This is a genomic window from Pseudoalteromonas sp. B160, assembly GCF_037162485.1.
Taxonomy (GTDB): Bacteria; Pseudomonadota; Gammaproteobacteria; order Enterobacterales; family Alteromonadaceae; genus Pseudoalteromonas; species Pseudoalteromonas rhizosphaerae.
This window is the reverse complement of the sequence record NZ_JARLUX010000001.1, coordinates 1,627,421-1,641,986: the sequence shown is the minus strand read 5'-3', so window position 1 is coordinate 1,641,986 and position 14,566 is coordinate 1,627,421. Positions and strand designations below refer to the sequence as shown.

Sequence of the window (14,566 nt, the reverse complement as noted above, 5' to 3'; positions counted from 1 at the left end):
TTGAGTTTGCCAATGTGGCAAATTGTCGCATCAACAAAATAAAACTAGCTACTCTAGATTTGGTATATACGCAAAATTAGGTTAAAGTTTGCGTTGTTATTAACGCAGGGTAAAAATGAAACAATGTCGGAAATTCAATTTTTAAATGTAGATCTAGAGCTTGAATCAAAGCAAGATATTAGTTTGTTAGTTGCAGACTTAAAAAAAAGTGCTGTGGTTTTGCATTACGATAAAGATGAGTACCGTCAACTAGCACGTATTGAGTCTAATGAAGACGTTATCTCACCAGATAAAGCGATTAACCACTTATGTGAGTTAATTGAATCTTGCTCACGCAATGCATTAAAGCAGTGGTTATCATGCTCAAAGCGCACCTTTGATATTGGCTTTGAATCAGGCACTTCGCCAAAATGCTTTAATCAAGCGCTCAGTGCCGATACTTTATTGCGTATTTCTGCTATTGGCGCAGGTATTGAAATTACAATTTATCCACTTTCAAGTTAGCCTTTTCGCTCTACAATTGCTGCGGTCATTCTTGATACGCAGCACAGTTCTCCACGACTATTGGTGATTTTTATTTCCCATACGGATGTACGCTTGCCTAAGTGTAGTGGTGTTGCTATCGCGGTTAATAAACCATTACGTGATGCTTTTAGATGATTGGCATTGATCTCCTGGCCAACACAATAAAACTTTGTAAAATCAACAGCAAAGTTTGCAGCATAACTCGCCACCGTTTCTGCAAGTACAACATTTGCGCCGCCATGCACCATACCCATAGGGTTATGATGAGCTGGGATCGCGGGCATCGTTGCTACTAAATAATCATCGCCTATTTCACTTATTTCAATGCCCATGGTTTTCATCAATGTGCCTTGACCACTTATGCCGTCATCAAGTTGCTTACATTGTGCTAGGGTGATCGGTTGATACCAAATACTCATCTGTCTACCTCACTAAGTTATTTACTAAATCAGTCTACACTTTTAAACATTTTCCTACAGTTAAGATCATAAAAATAGATAAAATGTACCTATATTATCTAACTGTTAATGGATCTTAAGGATGAAAGTAAAGGTATTTGGATGTGGTGCAATATTATTGATGAGCCTTGTTGCTCAGCCGCAGGCTGTTGCTAGTACCCAACATCAACTCGATATTGGTTTTACCGATTTAGCTGGTTTAGATGAATCTTTTTTAGGCGCACGATACCGATATTTTGCGCAAGATCTTGAATCTTTGACTGGTCCATACGAGCTAAAAGCGTATTTAAATCAAGTCAATAATTATGCTATTGGTGGGTTTGCTAATGATGATTTTAGCTATTTAAATGCCGATGCTGCCATCTATGGTCCCGCAGGATTAGTTATTAGTGCCAGCGCGCAGCGCCTCTGTGAGGATAATAGCTATTGGCAAAATACTGATTATTTAGTGAGTGCCGCTGTTGGTAAGCAAATGAATGAACAGTTACAACTAGGGTTCAATGTATATTACAGTCGCTTAGAGCGCCATGATATGTGGTTTGGCAAAGATAATGAAAGAGTCGCGGTTGAATGGACTTATGCACCTTATGTTCGTTGGACAAATATAGTTAGCAATCAAGGTTGGGATTTAGAGCTAAAGCAATTGGCAGGGCGTTATCGTTATGTGCAGGGGCAGGCGGTTTATTATGTAAATCAAGCATGGTCAGTGGGAGTCGTTGCCAATATTCGGAATCAGAAAAATCTAAAAGACAACTATGAACTGCAAACGCAATATTGGTTTAATCAACATGTAGCATTAAAGTTTGGTCTTGGATCTGCGCTTGATTCTGGAAGTGGTTTAAATAGTATGAGCTTGTTATTAACGGCGCGATTTTAAGCCAATTTATATTTGCGATTTTCAGATAACTGTATATACTCACAGTTAAATGTACTGTATGGAAAACCAGTTGTATGCGCCCATTAACGAATCGCCAAGCTCAAATTCTCGAACTTATTAAAGTTTTTATTAAAGATACCGGTATGCCGCCAACCCGTGCTGAGATTGCGCAAACGTTAGGTTTTAAAAGTGCTAATGCAGCGGAAGAACATTTAAAGGCATTAGCGAAAAAGGGCGTTATTAAAATGAAGCTCGGTGCTAGTCGAGGTATTCAGTTAGTTGAAGAGGATGAGCCGGAACAACTTGGTTTACCTCTAATAGGCAGAGTTGCCGCTGGTGAGCCTATTTTGGCAGAGCAGCATGTTGAAAGTCATTGCAAAATAGATCCACTCTTGTTTAAACCGGCTGCTGATTTTTTACTGCGTGTGCAAGGCATGAGTATGAAAGACATTGGTATTATGGATGGCGATTTATTGGCAGTACACAGCACTCAAGTTGCTGAAAATGGCCAAGTGGTGGTTGCCCGTGTTGATGACGATGTAACAGTAAAACGCCTTGAAAAAGCAGGTAAAAAAGTTTTTTTACATGCTGAAAACGATGAATTTTCACCGATTGAAGTGGATCTTGAACATGAATCTTTCAATATTGAAGGGTTAGCTGTTGGGGTGATCCGCAACGCTGATTGGATGTAAATTTTTTGATCTGTATTTTGCACCAAATTGGTGAAGTTTGGTGCATTTAATTTTTTACCGCTTTAATGGCTAGATTTTATACTTAGCTATAGCGTCCTAAGCCCTATCAAATCTACTTGTCAGCTACTTTTAGCCCTCTAATATTATCCCTAATTACAAAATAACGCGCTGATTTTTAGCTGTTATTTATGCACCAAAAAAGAATTTAATTGCTCTTAAAACTTGCTAATTGTTCATTTTTTAACTAATTGGTTAATACACTGTCTTAACAGCTACTTTAAAAGTCTAACAATTTTGCTCAATAGCATAATTTAGGGTTGCGTTAATATTCAGTAACAATAAAAAATAACGAATTGGCGCGAATAAAGCTGTGCCGCCTTTTCGCTTTGCGTTTTGCAATAGCATTTAAAGGAGCCGTCACATGGGTAAATTGAGCTCTACCTTGTGGCTTATATTGTTTGTTCTACCGCAGCAAGTATTGGCTAATAGCCAGTTTAATATGCGTAAGGGCGTAACAGATATAAGTAATGATGTTTATCAGCTGCACATGACAATATTTATTATATGTTGTGTGATTGGGGTCATCGTGTTCGCCGTGATGTTTTGGGCACTGATCCACCACCGTAAATCTAAAGGGGCAAAACCAGCCCAATTTCATGAAAGTACTAAAGTTGAAATCCTTTGGACGGCAATCCCGTTTGTGATTTTAATTGGTATGGCAATTCCTGCGACAAAAACTTTGATTGCAATGGAAGATGCTAGTAAAGCTGATCTCACGATTAAAATTACTGGTTCTCAATGGAAATGGCATTATGAGTACATGGGTGAAGATGTTGAGTTTTATTCAATGCTTGCTACACCTCAAGATGAAATAACTAATCTTGCAAATAAAAACCCTAATTACCTGCTTGAAGTTGATAAACCTTTGGTGTTGCCAATTAATCAAAAAGTACGATTTTTAATGACCTCAGACGACGTTATTCATTCTTGGTGGGTGCCTGATTTTGCAGTGAAAAAAGATGCTAACCCTGGGTTTATCAATGAAACTTGGACCAGAATTAATGAAGAGGGCATTTATCGAGGGCAATGTGCAGAACTATGCGGAAAGGATCATGGCTTTATGCCTGTGGTGGTTGAAGCTAAATCTGAGCAAGCATTTGCAAACTGGCTGAGCGAAGCTAAGCAGGCAAAAGCAAACGCTGCAATTGCTGATGCTGCATTATTAGATCAAACATTACCAAAAGAAGAATTAATGACACTCGGCGAGCAAGTCTATATGGCCAGTTGCGCTGCGTGTCACCAACCAACAGGTATGGGCTTACCAGGGTTTTCCGGCGCTCAAAGGCAGTCCGGTAGTATTAGGAGATATTAAAGATCATATTGATGTAGTGCTTCATGGTCGCCCAGGTACCGCTATGCAAGCATTTGACAAGCAGTTATCAATCAAGCAGCTAGCAGCTGTGATCACCTATAAGCGTAATGCATGGGGCAATGACACTGGGGATGTAATTCAACCGAGTCAGATACAAGCCGCGATTGATGCAACTTCGGAGGCTAAATAATGAGTAGCGTAACAGAGCAACAACATGATCAAGCTGCACACCATGATGGACATCATCATCCTGCGAAAGGTTTTAAACGCTGGCTTTATACTACTAACCATAAAGATATCGGTAGCTTATATTTAATTTTTTCGTTGACGATGTTTTTAATTGGTGGCGCCATGGCGATGGTGATCCGCGCAGAGTTATTTCAACCTGGCTTACAGTTAGTAGAGCCTCACTTTTTCAATCAAATGACCACAGTACATGGCTTGATCATGGTATTTGGTGCCGTTATGCCGGCCTTTACAGGATTGGCTAACTGGATGGTACCACTCATGATTGGCGCACCAGATATGGCATTACCACGGATGAATAATTGGAGCTTTTGGATTTTACCTTTTGCTTTTATTATTTTACTGGCATCCCTGTTTATGCCAGGTGGTGGCCTGGCATTTGGCTGGACTTTTTATGCACCACTGTCAACAACTTACAGTAACGATAATACCGCATTATTTGTTTTTGCTATTCACATCATGGGTATTAGCTCAATTATGGGCGCAATCAATGTGATTGTAACTATCGTTAATTTACGTGCGCCAGGTATGACTTGGATGAAGCTGCCGCTGTTTGTGTGGACATGGCTTATCACCGCTTTTTTATTGATTGCTGTGATGCCGGTATTGGCCGGTGCTGTGACTATGGTATTGACTGATAAGTATTTTGCAACCAGCTTTTTTGATGCTGCTGGGGGCGGTGATCCGGTGATGTTCCAGCACATATTTTGGTTTTTTGGTCACCCTGAAGTGTACATTATGATTCTGCCAGCCTTTGGCATTATCTCGACTATAGTGCCGACCTTTTCACGTAAAAAATTATTTGGTTATGCCTCTATGGTATATGCCACATCTTCGATTGCTTTACTTAGCTTTATAGTTTGGGCGCATCATATGTTTACCACAGGTATGCCTGTCGCTGGCGAATTATTTTTTATGTATGCAACTATGCTGATATCGGTGCCAACTGGGGTCAAAGTATTTAACTGGGTAGCCACCATGTGGCGTGGTTCGATTAGTTTTGAAGTGCCTATGTTATTTAGTATTGCGTTTATTGTGTTATTCACTTTAGGTGGTTTCTCTGGGTTGATGCTGGCGATTACTCCTGCTGATTTTCAATACCATGATACTTATTTTGTGGTGGCGCATTTTCATTATGTGTTAGTGACTGGGGCGATATTTTCAATTATGGCCGGGGCGTATTATTGGCTGCCAAAATGGACGGGAAATATGTTCAATATCACCTTGGCTAAATGGCATTTTTGGTTGTCTTTAGTGAGCGTGAATGTATTGTTTTTCCCTATGCACTTTGTTGGTTTGGCCGGTATGCCGCGCCGGATTCCTGACTACGCACTGCAATTTGCAGACTTTAACGCGATTATTAGTATTGGTGGCTTTGCTTTTGGTTTATCACAATTGTTATTTGTGGTTGTAGTATTTAAGTGTGCACGAGGCGGCGATAAAGTGCCCGCCAAAGTGTGGGATGGTGCTGAGGGTTTGGAATGGGAGGTGGCATCGCCTGCGCCTTATCATACTTTTGAAACGCCACCGGAGATTAAGTAATGAGTCATGCACCACTGCTTAAGCGCTTAGTTTTAATATGTCTTGGCATGTTCGCTTTTGCGTTTGCTTTGGTGCCGTTGTACGACGTTTTTTGTGATGTAACAGGCCTTAATGGTAAGCCTTCGTTAGAGCAAGCAAAGCAAAGTACGAGTGTTAATGAGGCACGAGAAATCGACGTAAGCTTCACAACTCATGCGCAAAGTGGAGCGCCATTTGAGGTGCAATCACATGAGTATAGTGTGGTAGTAAAGCCCGGAGCTATGCGCGAAGTGCTGTTTAGAGCAAAAAATACCAGTAATGAAGATAAAGTTATGCAAGCGGTACCGTCGGTGTCTCCAGGCAAAGCAGCTAAGTATTTGCATAAAATGGCTTGCTTTTGTTTCGATCAACAACCTTTGAAAGCAGGTGAAGAAGTGGAATTTAAACTGCTTTTTTATGTTGATACGCAATTACCTGAAGATGTTGAAGAGTTAACTTTGTCTTATACCGTGTTTGATATTAGCGGGCAGATAGTGGCTAGTAATTAGGTTGCCAAGCTAATAGCTAATTAGGAGCAAACAAAATGGATAAAAATTACGAAAAATATTATGTTCCCGCGCAAAGTCCGTGGCCAATAGTTGGCGCATTTGCGATGTTTTTTATTGCTGTTGGTGCAGGTCTTACCGTAATGCAAGCAAGCAGCGGCGGTGGTGCTGGCCATTATGTGCTTTACGCAGGAATTGGTGTGTTGCTGTTTATGCTATTTCGCTGGTTTAAAAATGTCATTGAAGAGTCTGATCAAGGCTTATATTCAGCGCAAATGGATCGCTCGTTTCGTCAAGGCATGAGCTGGTTTATTTTCTCTGAAGTAATGTTTTTTATGGCTTTTTTCGGTGCCCTTTTTATGCCCGGATGATCTCTGTGCCTTGGCTTGGCGGCGCCGGAAATAATGCCATGACCAATGAGGTACTGTGGCCTACTTTTGAAGCAATCTGGCCATTAGTTACTACACCCGGTGGTGGTACTACACAGGCTATGGGTTGGCAGGGATTGCCGCTGATCAACACATTAATATTACTAACCTCGTCGGTTACCTTACATTTTGCTCATGTAGGCATGGAGAACAATAAGCGTGGGCCATTAAAAGTATTTATGGCACTGACAATCGTATTAGGGGTCTGTTTTTTAGGGCTGCAAGTCGTAGAGTATATGCATGCTTATCAGGATTTAGGACTGACCTTAGATGCTGGCGTATATGGCAATACTTTCTTTTTACTAACCGGCTTTCATGGCATGCATGTGACCTTAGGAACTATTTTATTATTAGTCATGCTGATCCGCATTTTAAAGGGCCACTTTAGCCCAGATAAACATTTTGCGTTTCAAGCCGCAGCTTGGTATTGGCATTTTGTTGATGTGGTGTGGTTGTGTTTATTTGTGTTTGTATATGTGCTGTAACTTTATCAATTGGTGATGAGTTACTGTGGATGAAACCTAGTTTAAGGGCTGCAATAACAACCACTAAGACGATAACAGAAAACAGCACACGACGGCCTAAATAGTGAGACATAGGCCGTCCATCTGTTTTACCCGATACCATAATAAATAAGGCACGGAACAAGTTAAAAAGTATAAATAGTAGCAACAGTACGATAATAATTTTAATAATCACTGGGTCACCTTTATGCAGTTAATTTTATGGCGTAAACAAAAGCTTAGCTCAATTATTACCATTTGCGTGGTAACCATTGTGGTATTGGTGTGTTTACGCCTAGGGTATTGGCAATTACAGCGAGCTGAAAGTAAAACTGAGCAATTAACACAAATAGCAGCCCTGCAAAGTCAGGGAGTAATGAGCTGGCAGCAAATGCAGCAACTGCCTAGTGATTGGAATAAAACGGGCTTGCAGATAAGTATCTCTGGAGTGCTAGATACGCAGCAATATTGGTTGTTAGATAATCAAGTTTACCAAGGTCAGGTTGGCTACGATGTACTTACCTTGCTGCGTTTACAGCAAAGTAAGCAAACTCTGTTGGTGAATTTGGGTTGGGTTAAAGCACCACTTACTCGCCAGCAACTCCCTAGTATAAACCTACCATCGACTCCTTTGGCAATGACCGTGCAATTAAAGCAAGGAAAGCTCAGTGGCTTTACTTTGCAAGATGCACAACACAAGACGGATACAGCATGGCCCAAGCGCGTACAAATTATCGATTTAGCATTGTTTTCACAGCAAACAGGTCGCGACATGATTGACTTTATTGGTTATCGGCAAGGTATCGCGGATGAGATTGCTGCGCCGCATTACCAAGCTGTGGTGATGAGCCCCGAAAAACATCAAGCCTACGCAGTGCAATGGTTATTGATTGCGATTGCCTGCCTTGTTATTGCTGTATTTGCTTTTAAAAAGAAGGAATTACAATGAAAAACAATCCGTTATTAATATTTATTGGCTGTTGTTTAGTGCCTTTAATACTGGCGTATTTGGCGTTAAAGCTTGAGTGGATACCTAGTGCATCGAGTAATAAAGGGGAATTTTTAACACAGGAAATAAAACTACAAGATTGGAAAAAAACGGAGCATAAACAATGGACTATTGCTTTAAATCACCCAGCACAATGCCAACAAGCTTGTGCACAGCAGTTACAAGCACTAGAGAACCTCTACATCGCTCTTGGTAAAAATCAAGGTAAAGTCGATGTAGCCATCCTTGGCCAGACACAGCAAAAAGAGCTGCCATGGCGTCAGTTACCTGAGGTTGATGTACTGCAACCAGCTAGTTTATATCTAATTGATCATATGGGCTTAGTGGTCTTGCAGTATCCCTACCATAGTGAGCCACAGCAAAACCGTTTGACTCAAAAAGGACTGTTAAAAGATTTAAAAAAATTACTTAACTATTCGCGTTCTAGCTAAATTAAGGAGTGCCAATTATGTATAAAAACTATAAACATTTGGTATTAGCCACTTTTATGTTATCGATCTTAGTTGTTGGCTTAGGGGCTTATACGCGCTTGAGTGATGCCGGATTGGGTTGTCCGGATTGGCCCGGTTGCTATGGCTTTTTAACGGTACCCAAGCATGAGGCTGATTTAGCCCATGTAGAGCAAACCTACCCTGATATGATGTTCGAAACCGCTAAAGCGTGGAAAGAAATGATCCATCGCTATTTTGCCGGCACGTTAGGTTTACTTATTTTAGCGTTATTTATATTGGCTTTATTAAAACGTCAATATCCAACCACGCCAATTAAATTACCCTTACTATTACTAATACTGGTGGTGTTCCAAGCGGCTTTAGGGATGTGGACCGTCACCATGAATTTACAGCCGCTGATTGTATTGGGGCACTTATTAGGTGGATTTAGTATTTTATCATTGGTTACATTATTGTATTTACGGCTAACGGCAAAACCAATTTTTGGCGGCGACGCCCCAGCTCGGCGTTACTTTAAACTTAGTCTAGTCGCATTAGTGGTGTTGGTATTGCAAATAGCGCTAGGCGGTTGGCTTGCTGCTAATTATGCGGCGCCGCACTGCAATGGCTTGCCATTGTGTAGTTACGGACAGCCGTTTTCATTGAGTAGTGTATTTCAGTTGCCATTAGAGCAAAGTACTTATGAATATGGTGTACTTTCACAGCAGGCTAGGATGTCGATCCATTTATTACATCGAATGTGGGCGTTAGTTACCTGTGTAGTATTAGCGCTGATCATGTGGCGCATTTATAGCCGTGCTGTGTCGAGAAAAATAAAGCATTGTACAGTTTCCGTAATGGTCGCGTTGCTGTGTCAAATTTGTTTGGGCTTGGCGGTTGTGCACTGGCATTTCCCGCTCGGCGTTGCGCTGGCACATAATTTAATGGCTGCCATACTATTGTTAACAGTCGTTCGTTTATGTTTTTACTTAAAAGCACGTACATAGGGGCAGTTATGACACCATTAATAGCAATAACAAAGTTAGCACCTAGCCAAATTAGCGGCTTAATAAATGATTATTTAGCGATCAGTAAATTTAAAGTAGTCGCGATGTTGGTATTAACAGCATGGGTTGGTTTAGCGCTGGCACCCGATGTTGGTCGTGGTATTGGCGTACAGTTTATTAGTTTACTGGGGATTGGCTTGTTATCCGCAGCAGCTGCGGTGATCAATCATGTAGTTGATAGCGAAATAGATAGCAAAATGGCACGTACACGCCATCGGCCAGTTGCTAAGGGGCGGTTATCTAAACTGCATGCTTTAAGTTTTGCCGCTGTTATTGGGGTGAGTGGTTTCATTATGTTGATGATCTGGGCTAATACTTTAACCGCTGTATTAACCTTATTTGCGTTAGTTGGTTATGCGTTTATTTATACCTCCTTTTTAAAGCGTGCAACGCCACAAAATATTGTTATAGGAGGACTCGCAGGGGCCATGCCGCCGTTGTTAGGGTGGGTATCAGAAACCAGGCACATGGCAGCTGCTCCTTGGTTATTGGTGATGATCATATTTACTTGGACTCCGCCGCATTTTTGGGCGTTGGCAATTGCTCGCAAAAGTGATTACGAACGCGCTAAGATCCCCATGTTGCCAGTCACTCATGGCATTGATTTTTGTAAAACCTGTGTAGTTGCATACTCTATTTTATTGGCTTTGGTATGTGTATTGCCTTATTTAATTGGTATGTCGGGGCTCATTTATTTAATTGCTGCGACATTACTTAATGGGATTTTTATCTATAAAGCGGTAAAACTAAAAATAGCGGGGAATGACGATACAGCAATGGATTTATTCCGTTTTTCAATTATTCATTTAATGATACTCTTTGTCGCCTTATTTATAGATAAATGGTTCGTTATATGAATAGCTTAGCAGTTAAGCGTGGGGCGAGAGTGTGGTTGGCGTTAAGTTTATTGCTGTTAACAGCTTGTAGTGACAGCGCTATGCCTGACGTTGAAGCTTTGGTATATGAACAAGCCAAACCTTTGAGTGATTTTACTTTACAAGATCAAAATGCTCAGCCAGTAACTAAGCAAACATTGCAAGGTCAATGGAATTTAGTGTTTTTAGGTTATACCAGTTGCCCAGATATTTGCCCTCTGACATTAGCTAAACTCAATGGCGTTTATAAAGCGTTGAAAGATGAATACCCATTGCAAATTTGGTTTTTAGCGGTCGATCCAAAACGCGATACAGTCGCTAAACGCAAAGCCTACATTGATTATTTTAATCCTGATTTTTTAGCGGTCTCAGGGGAACATAAAGATCTATTTCCACTAGTTAGAGAGTTAGGTTTGATTTACGCAATTAGTAATAGTGATGAGCAAGAATATGCCGTTGACCATAGTGCTTCAATTGCGATGGTTGATCCTCAAGGGGCGGTAAGGGCCATATTTAAACCTGAATTTAAACAGGGCAGTGTGCCATTAATTAATGCTAAATTATTAATAACTGAGTTTAAACAGATTGCGGATCATTATTAATAGCATAAGTATATTTTAATTATTTTCGAGGAGCGTTTAGCTCCTTTTTTGTTTTTCTTTTATCCCCCCTGTAAATAATTTCACTCTTTTTTCAACGCATTTATGGCATTTTTACTAACTCAGTCTAAGCTTTTGTTATGAATTGGTTAAACATGGAAAGTGCGAACAATATGATGAAGCTTCCCGCTGAACTAGCAATCACCCAAGTTGAAAACTTACACCAAGATTTATTACAAGAATTACACCGCAATGATGATGTTTGTTTAGACATTAGTGAAGTTGTACGCGTAGATACTGCCTCGATTCAACTATTGTGTGCTCTGCAAAAGCACTTGCTGTGCGTACATCACAAAATTATTTGGGTTGGGCAAAGTGAGCCTTTAAAAAATGCCATTAATCGCTTAGGCCTGAGTGAATATCTAATACTAGAAAATGCAGATTAAGGAGTTCATATGAAAAGAATTTTAGCCGTGGATGATTCGGCATCGATGCGTCAAATGGTGAGTTTTACACTGAAAAAGGCGGGTTTTGATGTCACTGAGGCAAAGGACGGAAGTGAAGCACTTAGCATCGCAAAACAACAAGGTTTTGATGCTGTGATTTCCGATGTCAACATGCCAGTGATGGATGGTATTACTTTGATCAGGGAGTTACGCACCTTACCAAACTATAAATTTACGCCATTGCTAATGCTAACAACAGAATCAGGAATGGACAAAAAAGTAGAAGGGAAAGCTGCTGGTGCAACAGGCTGGATAGTTAAACCTTTTAATCCTGAACAGTTATTAGCGGTTTTAAAAAAAGTAATTCGCTAATCTAGGGGATGGGGTATGAGTATAGATTTAAGTCAATTTTTTGAAGTCTTCTTTGAGGAAAGTTTTGAAGGCTTAGATGCGATGGAAGCTGAGTTATTAAACTTGGTACCTGGCGAAGAAGATTTAGAAACAATCAATACCATTTTTCGTGCTGCGCATTCTATCAAAGGCGGCAGTGGTACATTTGGTTTTAACTCTGTGTCTGACTTTACTCATGTGCTAGAAACCCTATTAGATCAAATTCGTGAGGGGAAACGAGAGCTTACCGCAGAGCATGTTAACCTATTACTTAAATCTGTTGATTGCTTGCGGGAGTTACTTCGTGGCTTACAAGCAGAGCAAGAACCTAATTTAGACGAAGCTATTGCACTGAGAATTAAGTTTGAACAGATTTTAGGGGTAGATCAAGGCGAAAAAAATAAACTGGAAGTCACTGCTAGCCCCGCTCAACTTGCGCTAAACACCTATCAGATTGATTTTAAACCATATCATCATTTATTTAAAACAGGCAATGAGCCACTGTATATGATCAGTGAGTTGGCTGAATTGGGCGATTTAGAGACTCAAGCTTTCAATAATGAGATCCCTGACATTGCTGATTTAAGTCCCGATGATTGTTTTTTATCTTGGCGATTCTTTTTAAACACAGCAAAAGATGAGAGTGCGATTCGAGAAATATTTGAGTGGGTTGAAGATGATGCTGATATTACCATCGCGTTGTGCGGAGGGTTATTTGCTGATGATGATGATGATGATGATGCGCAAATTACAACACCTGATGTAATTGAGGAAAACCCTAATTCAACTTCAGCCCCTGCAGTTGTCAATGTTGCTGCGGTTAAACCAATAAAAAAAGGCACTGCGGTCAAAGCAAGCACTCCAGCTGCAGAATCTACTTCAATCAGAGTAGGCATAGATAAAGTTGATTCATTGATCAATATGGTTGGAGAGCTGGTTATCACTCAAGCCATGTTGAGCCAAATTGGTCAACAAGAGATCACCGAAGCGACTATCGCCTCTTTGCAGGAAGGTTTAGCGCAATTGGCTCATAATACTCGTGATTTACAAGAAAATGTAATGCGTATCCGAATGCTGCCAATCAGCTTTGTATTTAGTCGTTTTCCGCGTTTAGTACGAGATATTTCGCAAAAGCTAAATAAGCAAGTTGAGCTAAAACTGTTAGGTGAACAGACCGAGCTTGATAAAACTGTAATGGAAAAAATATCAGATCCTATGGTGCATTTAGTGCGAAATTCGCTGGATCATGGTCTAGAAACTGTTGAACAGCGTCTTGCTGCAGGTAAAGACCCAGTCGGTACAGTCACACTTAATGCATTTCACCAAGGTGGCAATATTGTTATAGAGATCATGGATGACGGACAAGGCCTTAATACTGTAAAGATTAAACAAAAAGCGGTTGCTAATGGGCTAGTAAGTGAAGCTGATGAGTTGGATGATGATGAAATTAATGAACTCATTTTTATGCCGGTTTTTCAACCGCGGATGAGGTAAGCGACATATCCGGACGTGGGGTAGGTATGGATGTGGTCAGGCGTAATATCCAATCACTCAATGGCTCGGTTGAAGTTTCATCTGCTGCAGGTGTTGGGTCTACCTTCACTATTCGCTTGCCACTTACGCTGGCTATTTTAGATGGTCAGTTAGTGAGGGTTGCAAAGCACACCTATATTATTCCATTAATTTCTATTGTTGAATCATTACAAATAGATATCAGCAAAGTCAGCCGAGTGGGTAAAGACCTAGATGTACTTAGACTGCGTGATGAATACATTCCTATCTTGCGTTTATACAGTATTTTTAATCATCAAGGTGCGATAGAAACGCTTGATAAAACCTTGTTAGTGGTGGTTGAAAGCGATAACCAAAAAATTGGTTTGTTAGTTGACGATTTATTGTCACAGCAACAAGTAGTGATTAAAAGTTTAGAAGCTAATTACCAAAAAGTAGATGGCGTGTCAGGTGCCACTATATTAGGGGATGGTCGGGTTTCGTTGATTGTCGATATCAGCGGCTTAATTAAATTATCAGGATTAAGAAAACCTGGTAGCCAAGAATTGATTATTGAATCGCAAGCCAACTTGGAGGCTTCATGATCTCTGCGCACAGCGAATTAGATAACAAAATAATGCTTGAACAGGCCCAAGGAGTTAAGCAGTTTTTAACCTTTATTATGGCTGATGAAGAATACGGTGTTGATATTTTAACTGTTCAAGAAATTCGCAGTTGGGAGGAGATCACCGAGATCCCGAATGCCCCAGATTATGTAAAAGGGGTGATTAATCTACGTGGCACCATAGTACCTATTTTAGATCTTAGATTACGGTTTGGCTTAGCGACGATTGACTATGGACCGTTAACAGTGGTGATCGTAGTGAAAGTAATTTTTGAGCAAAATAGCAAGATTATGGGAATGGTAGTCGATGCCGTATCTGATGTTTACAGTATTGTAGAGCAAGATGCGAAGACGGTGCCTAACTTTAGCGGCTCAGAGAATGCTGAATTTATCGCAGGGTTAGTGAATGTCGGTGAGAAGATGGTCGCGTTATTGGACCTGCAAAAAACAATGGATATTTAGCCAA

At 40.5% G+C, this 14,566-nt stretch carries 17 protein-coding genes and 2 pseudogenes; 17 read left to right on the top strand and 2 right to left on the bottom strand.

From position 1 onward, the window contains the following. Positions 1–123 precede the first annotated feature (123 nt). Positions 124–504 (top strand): hypothetical protein, encoded by a 381-nt coding sequence (locus P4S61_RS07600; RefSeq protein ID WP_145242456.1) that lies wholly within the window; start codon positions 124–126, stop codon positions 502–504. Here the strand turns inward: P4S61_RS07600 and P4S61_RS07595 are convergent. Further along, positions 501–944, bottom strand: a complete 444-nt coding sequence (locus P4S61_RS07595) for a PaaI family thioesterase (protein ID WP_145242458.1) — start codon at positions 942–944, stop codon at positions 501–503. The genes P4S61_RS07600 and P4S61_RS07595 overlap by 4 nt on opposite strands. A 121-nt stretch (positions 945–1,065) precedes the next feature. Between P4S61_RS07595 and P4S61_RS07590 the strand changes: the two genes are divergently transcribed. The 6 genes and pseudogenes from P4S61_RS07590 (at position 1,066) to P4S61_RS07565 (ending at position 7,149) form a co-directional block, all read left to right on the top strand. Beyond that, complete coding sequence (locus tag P4S61_RS07590; RefSeq protein ID WP_149980421.1) at positions 1,066–1,860, top strand: hypothetical protein; 795 nt, start codon at positions 1,066–1,068, stop codon at positions 1,858–1,860. A 74-nt stretch (positions 1,861–1,934) separates the two neighbouring features. Further along, positions 1,935–2,552, top strand: coding sequence for a transcriptional repressor LexA (gene lexA / locus P4S61_RS07585; RefSeq protein ID WP_337118067.1), 618 nt, complete (start codon positions 1,935–1,937; stop codon positions 2,550–2,552). Between the two features lie 421 nt (positions 2,553–2,973). Beyond that, positions 2,974–4,114: pseudogene (gene coxB, locus P4S61_RS07580) on the top strand (cytochrome c oxidase subunit II). Continuing rightward, entirely contained in the window at positions 4,114–5,712 is a 1,599-nt protein-coding gene (gene ctaD / locus P4S61_RS07575; RefSeq protein WP_337118066.1) for a cytochrome c oxidase subunit I, read from the top strand. The pseudogene coxB and the gene ctaD overlap by 1 nt, the downstream one beginning before the upstream one ends. Beyond that, complete coding sequence (locus P4S61_RS07570; RefSeq protein ID WP_149980422.1) at positions 5,712–6,239, top strand: cytochrome c oxidase assembly protein; 528 nt, start codon at positions 5,712–5,714, stop codon at positions 6,237–6,239. Before ctaD ends, P4S61_RS07570 begins: the two co-directional genes overlap by 1 nt. Positions 6,240–6,274: 35 nt before the next feature. Beyond that, positions 6,275–7,149, top strand: a pseudogene (locus tag P4S61_RS07565) (cytochrome c oxidase subunit 3). Here the strand turns inward: P4S61_RS07565 and P4S61_RS07560 are convergent. After that, positions 7,049–7,363, bottom strand: a complete 315-nt coding sequence (locus tag P4S61_RS07560) for a DUF2909 family protein (protein ID WP_145237795.1) — start codon at positions 7,361–7,363, stop codon at positions 7,049–7,051. The pseudogene P4S61_RS07565 and the gene P4S61_RS07560 overlap by 101 nt on opposite strands. A gap of 12 nt (positions 7,364–7,375) precedes the next feature. On the opposite strand from P4S61_RS07560, the gene P4S61_RS07555 reads away from it, so the two are divergent. The 10 genes from P4S61_RS07555 (at position 7,376) to P4S61_RS07515 (ending at position 14,562) form a co-directional block, all read left to right on the top strand. After that, positions 7,376–8,116 (top strand): SURF1 family protein, encoded by a 741-nt coding sequence (locus P4S61_RS07555; RefSeq protein ID WP_145237798.1) that lies wholly within the window; start codon positions 7,376–7,378, stop codon positions 8,114–8,116. Next, on the top strand, positions 8,113–8,607 hold the full coding sequence (locus P4S61_RS07550; RefSeq protein ID WP_145237802.1) for a transmembrane cytochrome oxidase associated protein: 495 nt from the start codon (positions 8,113–8,115) through the stop codon (positions 8,605–8,607). Before P4S61_RS07555 ends, P4S61_RS07550 begins: the two co-directional genes overlap by 4 nt. 17 nt (positions 8,608–8,624) lie before the next feature. Further along, on the top strand, positions 8,625–9,614 hold the full coding sequence (locus P4S61_RS07545) for a COX15/CtaA family protein (RefSeq protein WP_337118065.1): 990 nt from the start codon (positions 8,625–8,627) through the stop codon (positions 9,612–9,614). Positions 9,615–9,622: 8 nt separating this feature from the next. Then, on the top strand, positions 9,623–10,531 hold the full coding sequence (gene cyoE, locus P4S61_RS07540) for a heme o synthase (protein WP_337118064.1): 909 nt from the start codon (positions 9,623–9,625) through the stop codon (positions 10,529–10,531). Further along, positions 10,528–11,151, top strand: coding sequence for an SCO family protein (locus P4S61_RS07535; RefSeq protein ID WP_145237811.1), 624 nt, complete (start codon positions 10,528–10,530; stop codon positions 11,149–11,151). The genes cyoE and P4S61_RS07535 overlap by 4 nt, the downstream gene beginning before the upstream one ends. A 170-nt stretch (positions 11,152–11,321) precedes the next feature. Next, on the top strand, positions 11,322–11,594 hold the full coding sequence (locus P4S61_RS07530; protein WP_145238313.1) for an STAS domain-containing protein: 273 nt from the start codon (positions 11,322–11,324) through the stop codon (positions 11,592–11,594). A gap of 9 nt (positions 11,595–11,603) precedes the next feature. Continuing rightward, positions 11,604–11,966 carry a response regulator gene (locus P4S61_RS07525; protein WP_145237813.1) on the top strand — a complete coding sequence of 121 codons (363 nt, stop codon included), beginning with the start codon at positions 11,604–11,606 and terminating at the stop codon, positions 11,964–11,966. A 15-nt stretch (positions 11,967–11,981) separates the two neighbouring features. Beyond that, on the top strand, positions 11,982–13,478 hold the full coding sequence (locus tag P4S61_RS07520; protein WP_442961553.1) for a chemotaxis protein CheA: 1,497 nt from the start codon (positions 11,982–11,984) through the stop codon (positions 13,476–13,478). 26 nt (positions 13,479–13,504) lie between these two features. Beyond that, positions 13,505–14,080 carry a chemotaxis protein CheW gene (locus P4S61_RS22915; RefSeq protein WP_442961552.1) on the top strand — a complete coding sequence of 192 codons (576 nt, stop codon included), beginning with the start codon at positions 13,505–13,507 and terminating at the stop codon, positions 14,078–14,080. After that, complete coding sequence (locus P4S61_RS07515) at positions 14,077–14,562, top strand: chemotaxis protein CheW (RefSeq protein ID WP_145237819.1); 486 nt, start codon at positions 14,077–14,079, stop codon at positions 14,560–14,562. Before P4S61_RS22915 ends, P4S61_RS07515 begins: the two co-directional genes overlap by 4 nt. The last annotated feature ends 4 nt before the right edge of the window (positions 14,563–14,566 follow it).

Excerpts from the sequence above, each read along its gene's own strand:
- ctaD (WP_337118066.1), top strand. The coding sequence starts at position 4,114 with ATGAGTAGCGTAACAGAGCAACAACATGATCAAGCTGCACACCATGAT.
- P4S61_RS07590 (WP_149980421.1), top strand. The coding sequence starts at position 1,066 with ATGAAAGTAAAGGTATTTGGATGTGGTGCAATATTATTGATGAGCCTT.
- P4S61_RS07520 (WP_442961553.1), top strand. The coding sequence starts at position 11,982 with ATGAGTATAGATTTAAGTCAATTTTTTGAAGTCTTCTTTGAGGAAAGT.
- P4S61_RS07595 (WP_145242458.1), bottom strand. The coding sequence starts at position 944 with ATGAGTATTTGGTATCAACCGATCACCCTAGCACAATGTAAGCAACTT.
- P4S61_RS07535 (WP_145237811.1), top strand. The coding sequence starts at position 10,528 with ATGAATAGCTTAGCAGTTAAGCGTGGGGCGAGAGTGTGGTTGGCGTTA.
- P4S61_RS22915 (WP_442961552.1), top strand. The coding sequence starts at position 13,505 with ATGGATGTGGTCAGGCGTAATATCCAATCACTCAATGGCTCGGTTGAA.
- P4S61_RS07555 (WP_145237798.1), top strand. The coding sequence starts at position 7,376 with ATGCAGTTAATTTTATGGCGTAAACAAAAGCTTAGCTCAATTATTACC.
- P4S61_RS07545 (WP_337118065.1), top strand. The coding sequence starts at position 8,625 with ATGTATAAAAACTATAAACATTTGGTATTAGCCACTTTTATGTTATCG.
- P4S61_RS07515 (WP_145237819.1), top strand. The coding sequence starts at position 14,077 with ATGATCTCTGCGCACAGCGAATTAGATAACAAAATAATGCTTGAACAG.
- P4S61_RS07550 (WP_145237802.1), top strand. The coding sequence starts at position 8,113 with ATGAAAAACAATCCGTTATTAATATTTATTGGCTGTTGTTTAGTGCCT.
- P4S61_RS07525 (WP_145237813.1), top strand. The coding sequence starts at position 11,604 with ATGAAAAGAATTTTAGCCGTGGATGATTCGGCATCGATGCGTCAAATG.
- P4S61_RS07600 (WP_145242456.1), top strand. The coding sequence starts at position 124 with ATGTCGGAAATTCAATTTTTAAATGTAGATCTAGAGCTTGAATCAAAG.
- lexA (WP_337118067.1), top strand. The coding sequence starts at position 1,935 with ATGCGCCCATTAACGAATCGCCAAGCTCAAATTCTCGAACTTATTAAA.
- P4S61_RS07570 (WP_149980422.1), top strand. The coding sequence starts at position 5,712 with ATGAGTCATGCACCACTGCTTAAGCGCTTAGTTTTAATATGTCTTGGC.
- cyoE (WP_337118064.1), top strand. The coding sequence starts at position 9,623 with ATGACACCATTAATAGCAATAACAAAGTTAGCACCTAGCCAAATTAGC.
- P4S61_RS07530 (WP_145238313.1), top strand. The coding sequence starts at position 11,322 with ATGATGAAGCTTCCCGCTGAACTAGCAATCACCCAAGTTGAAAACTTA.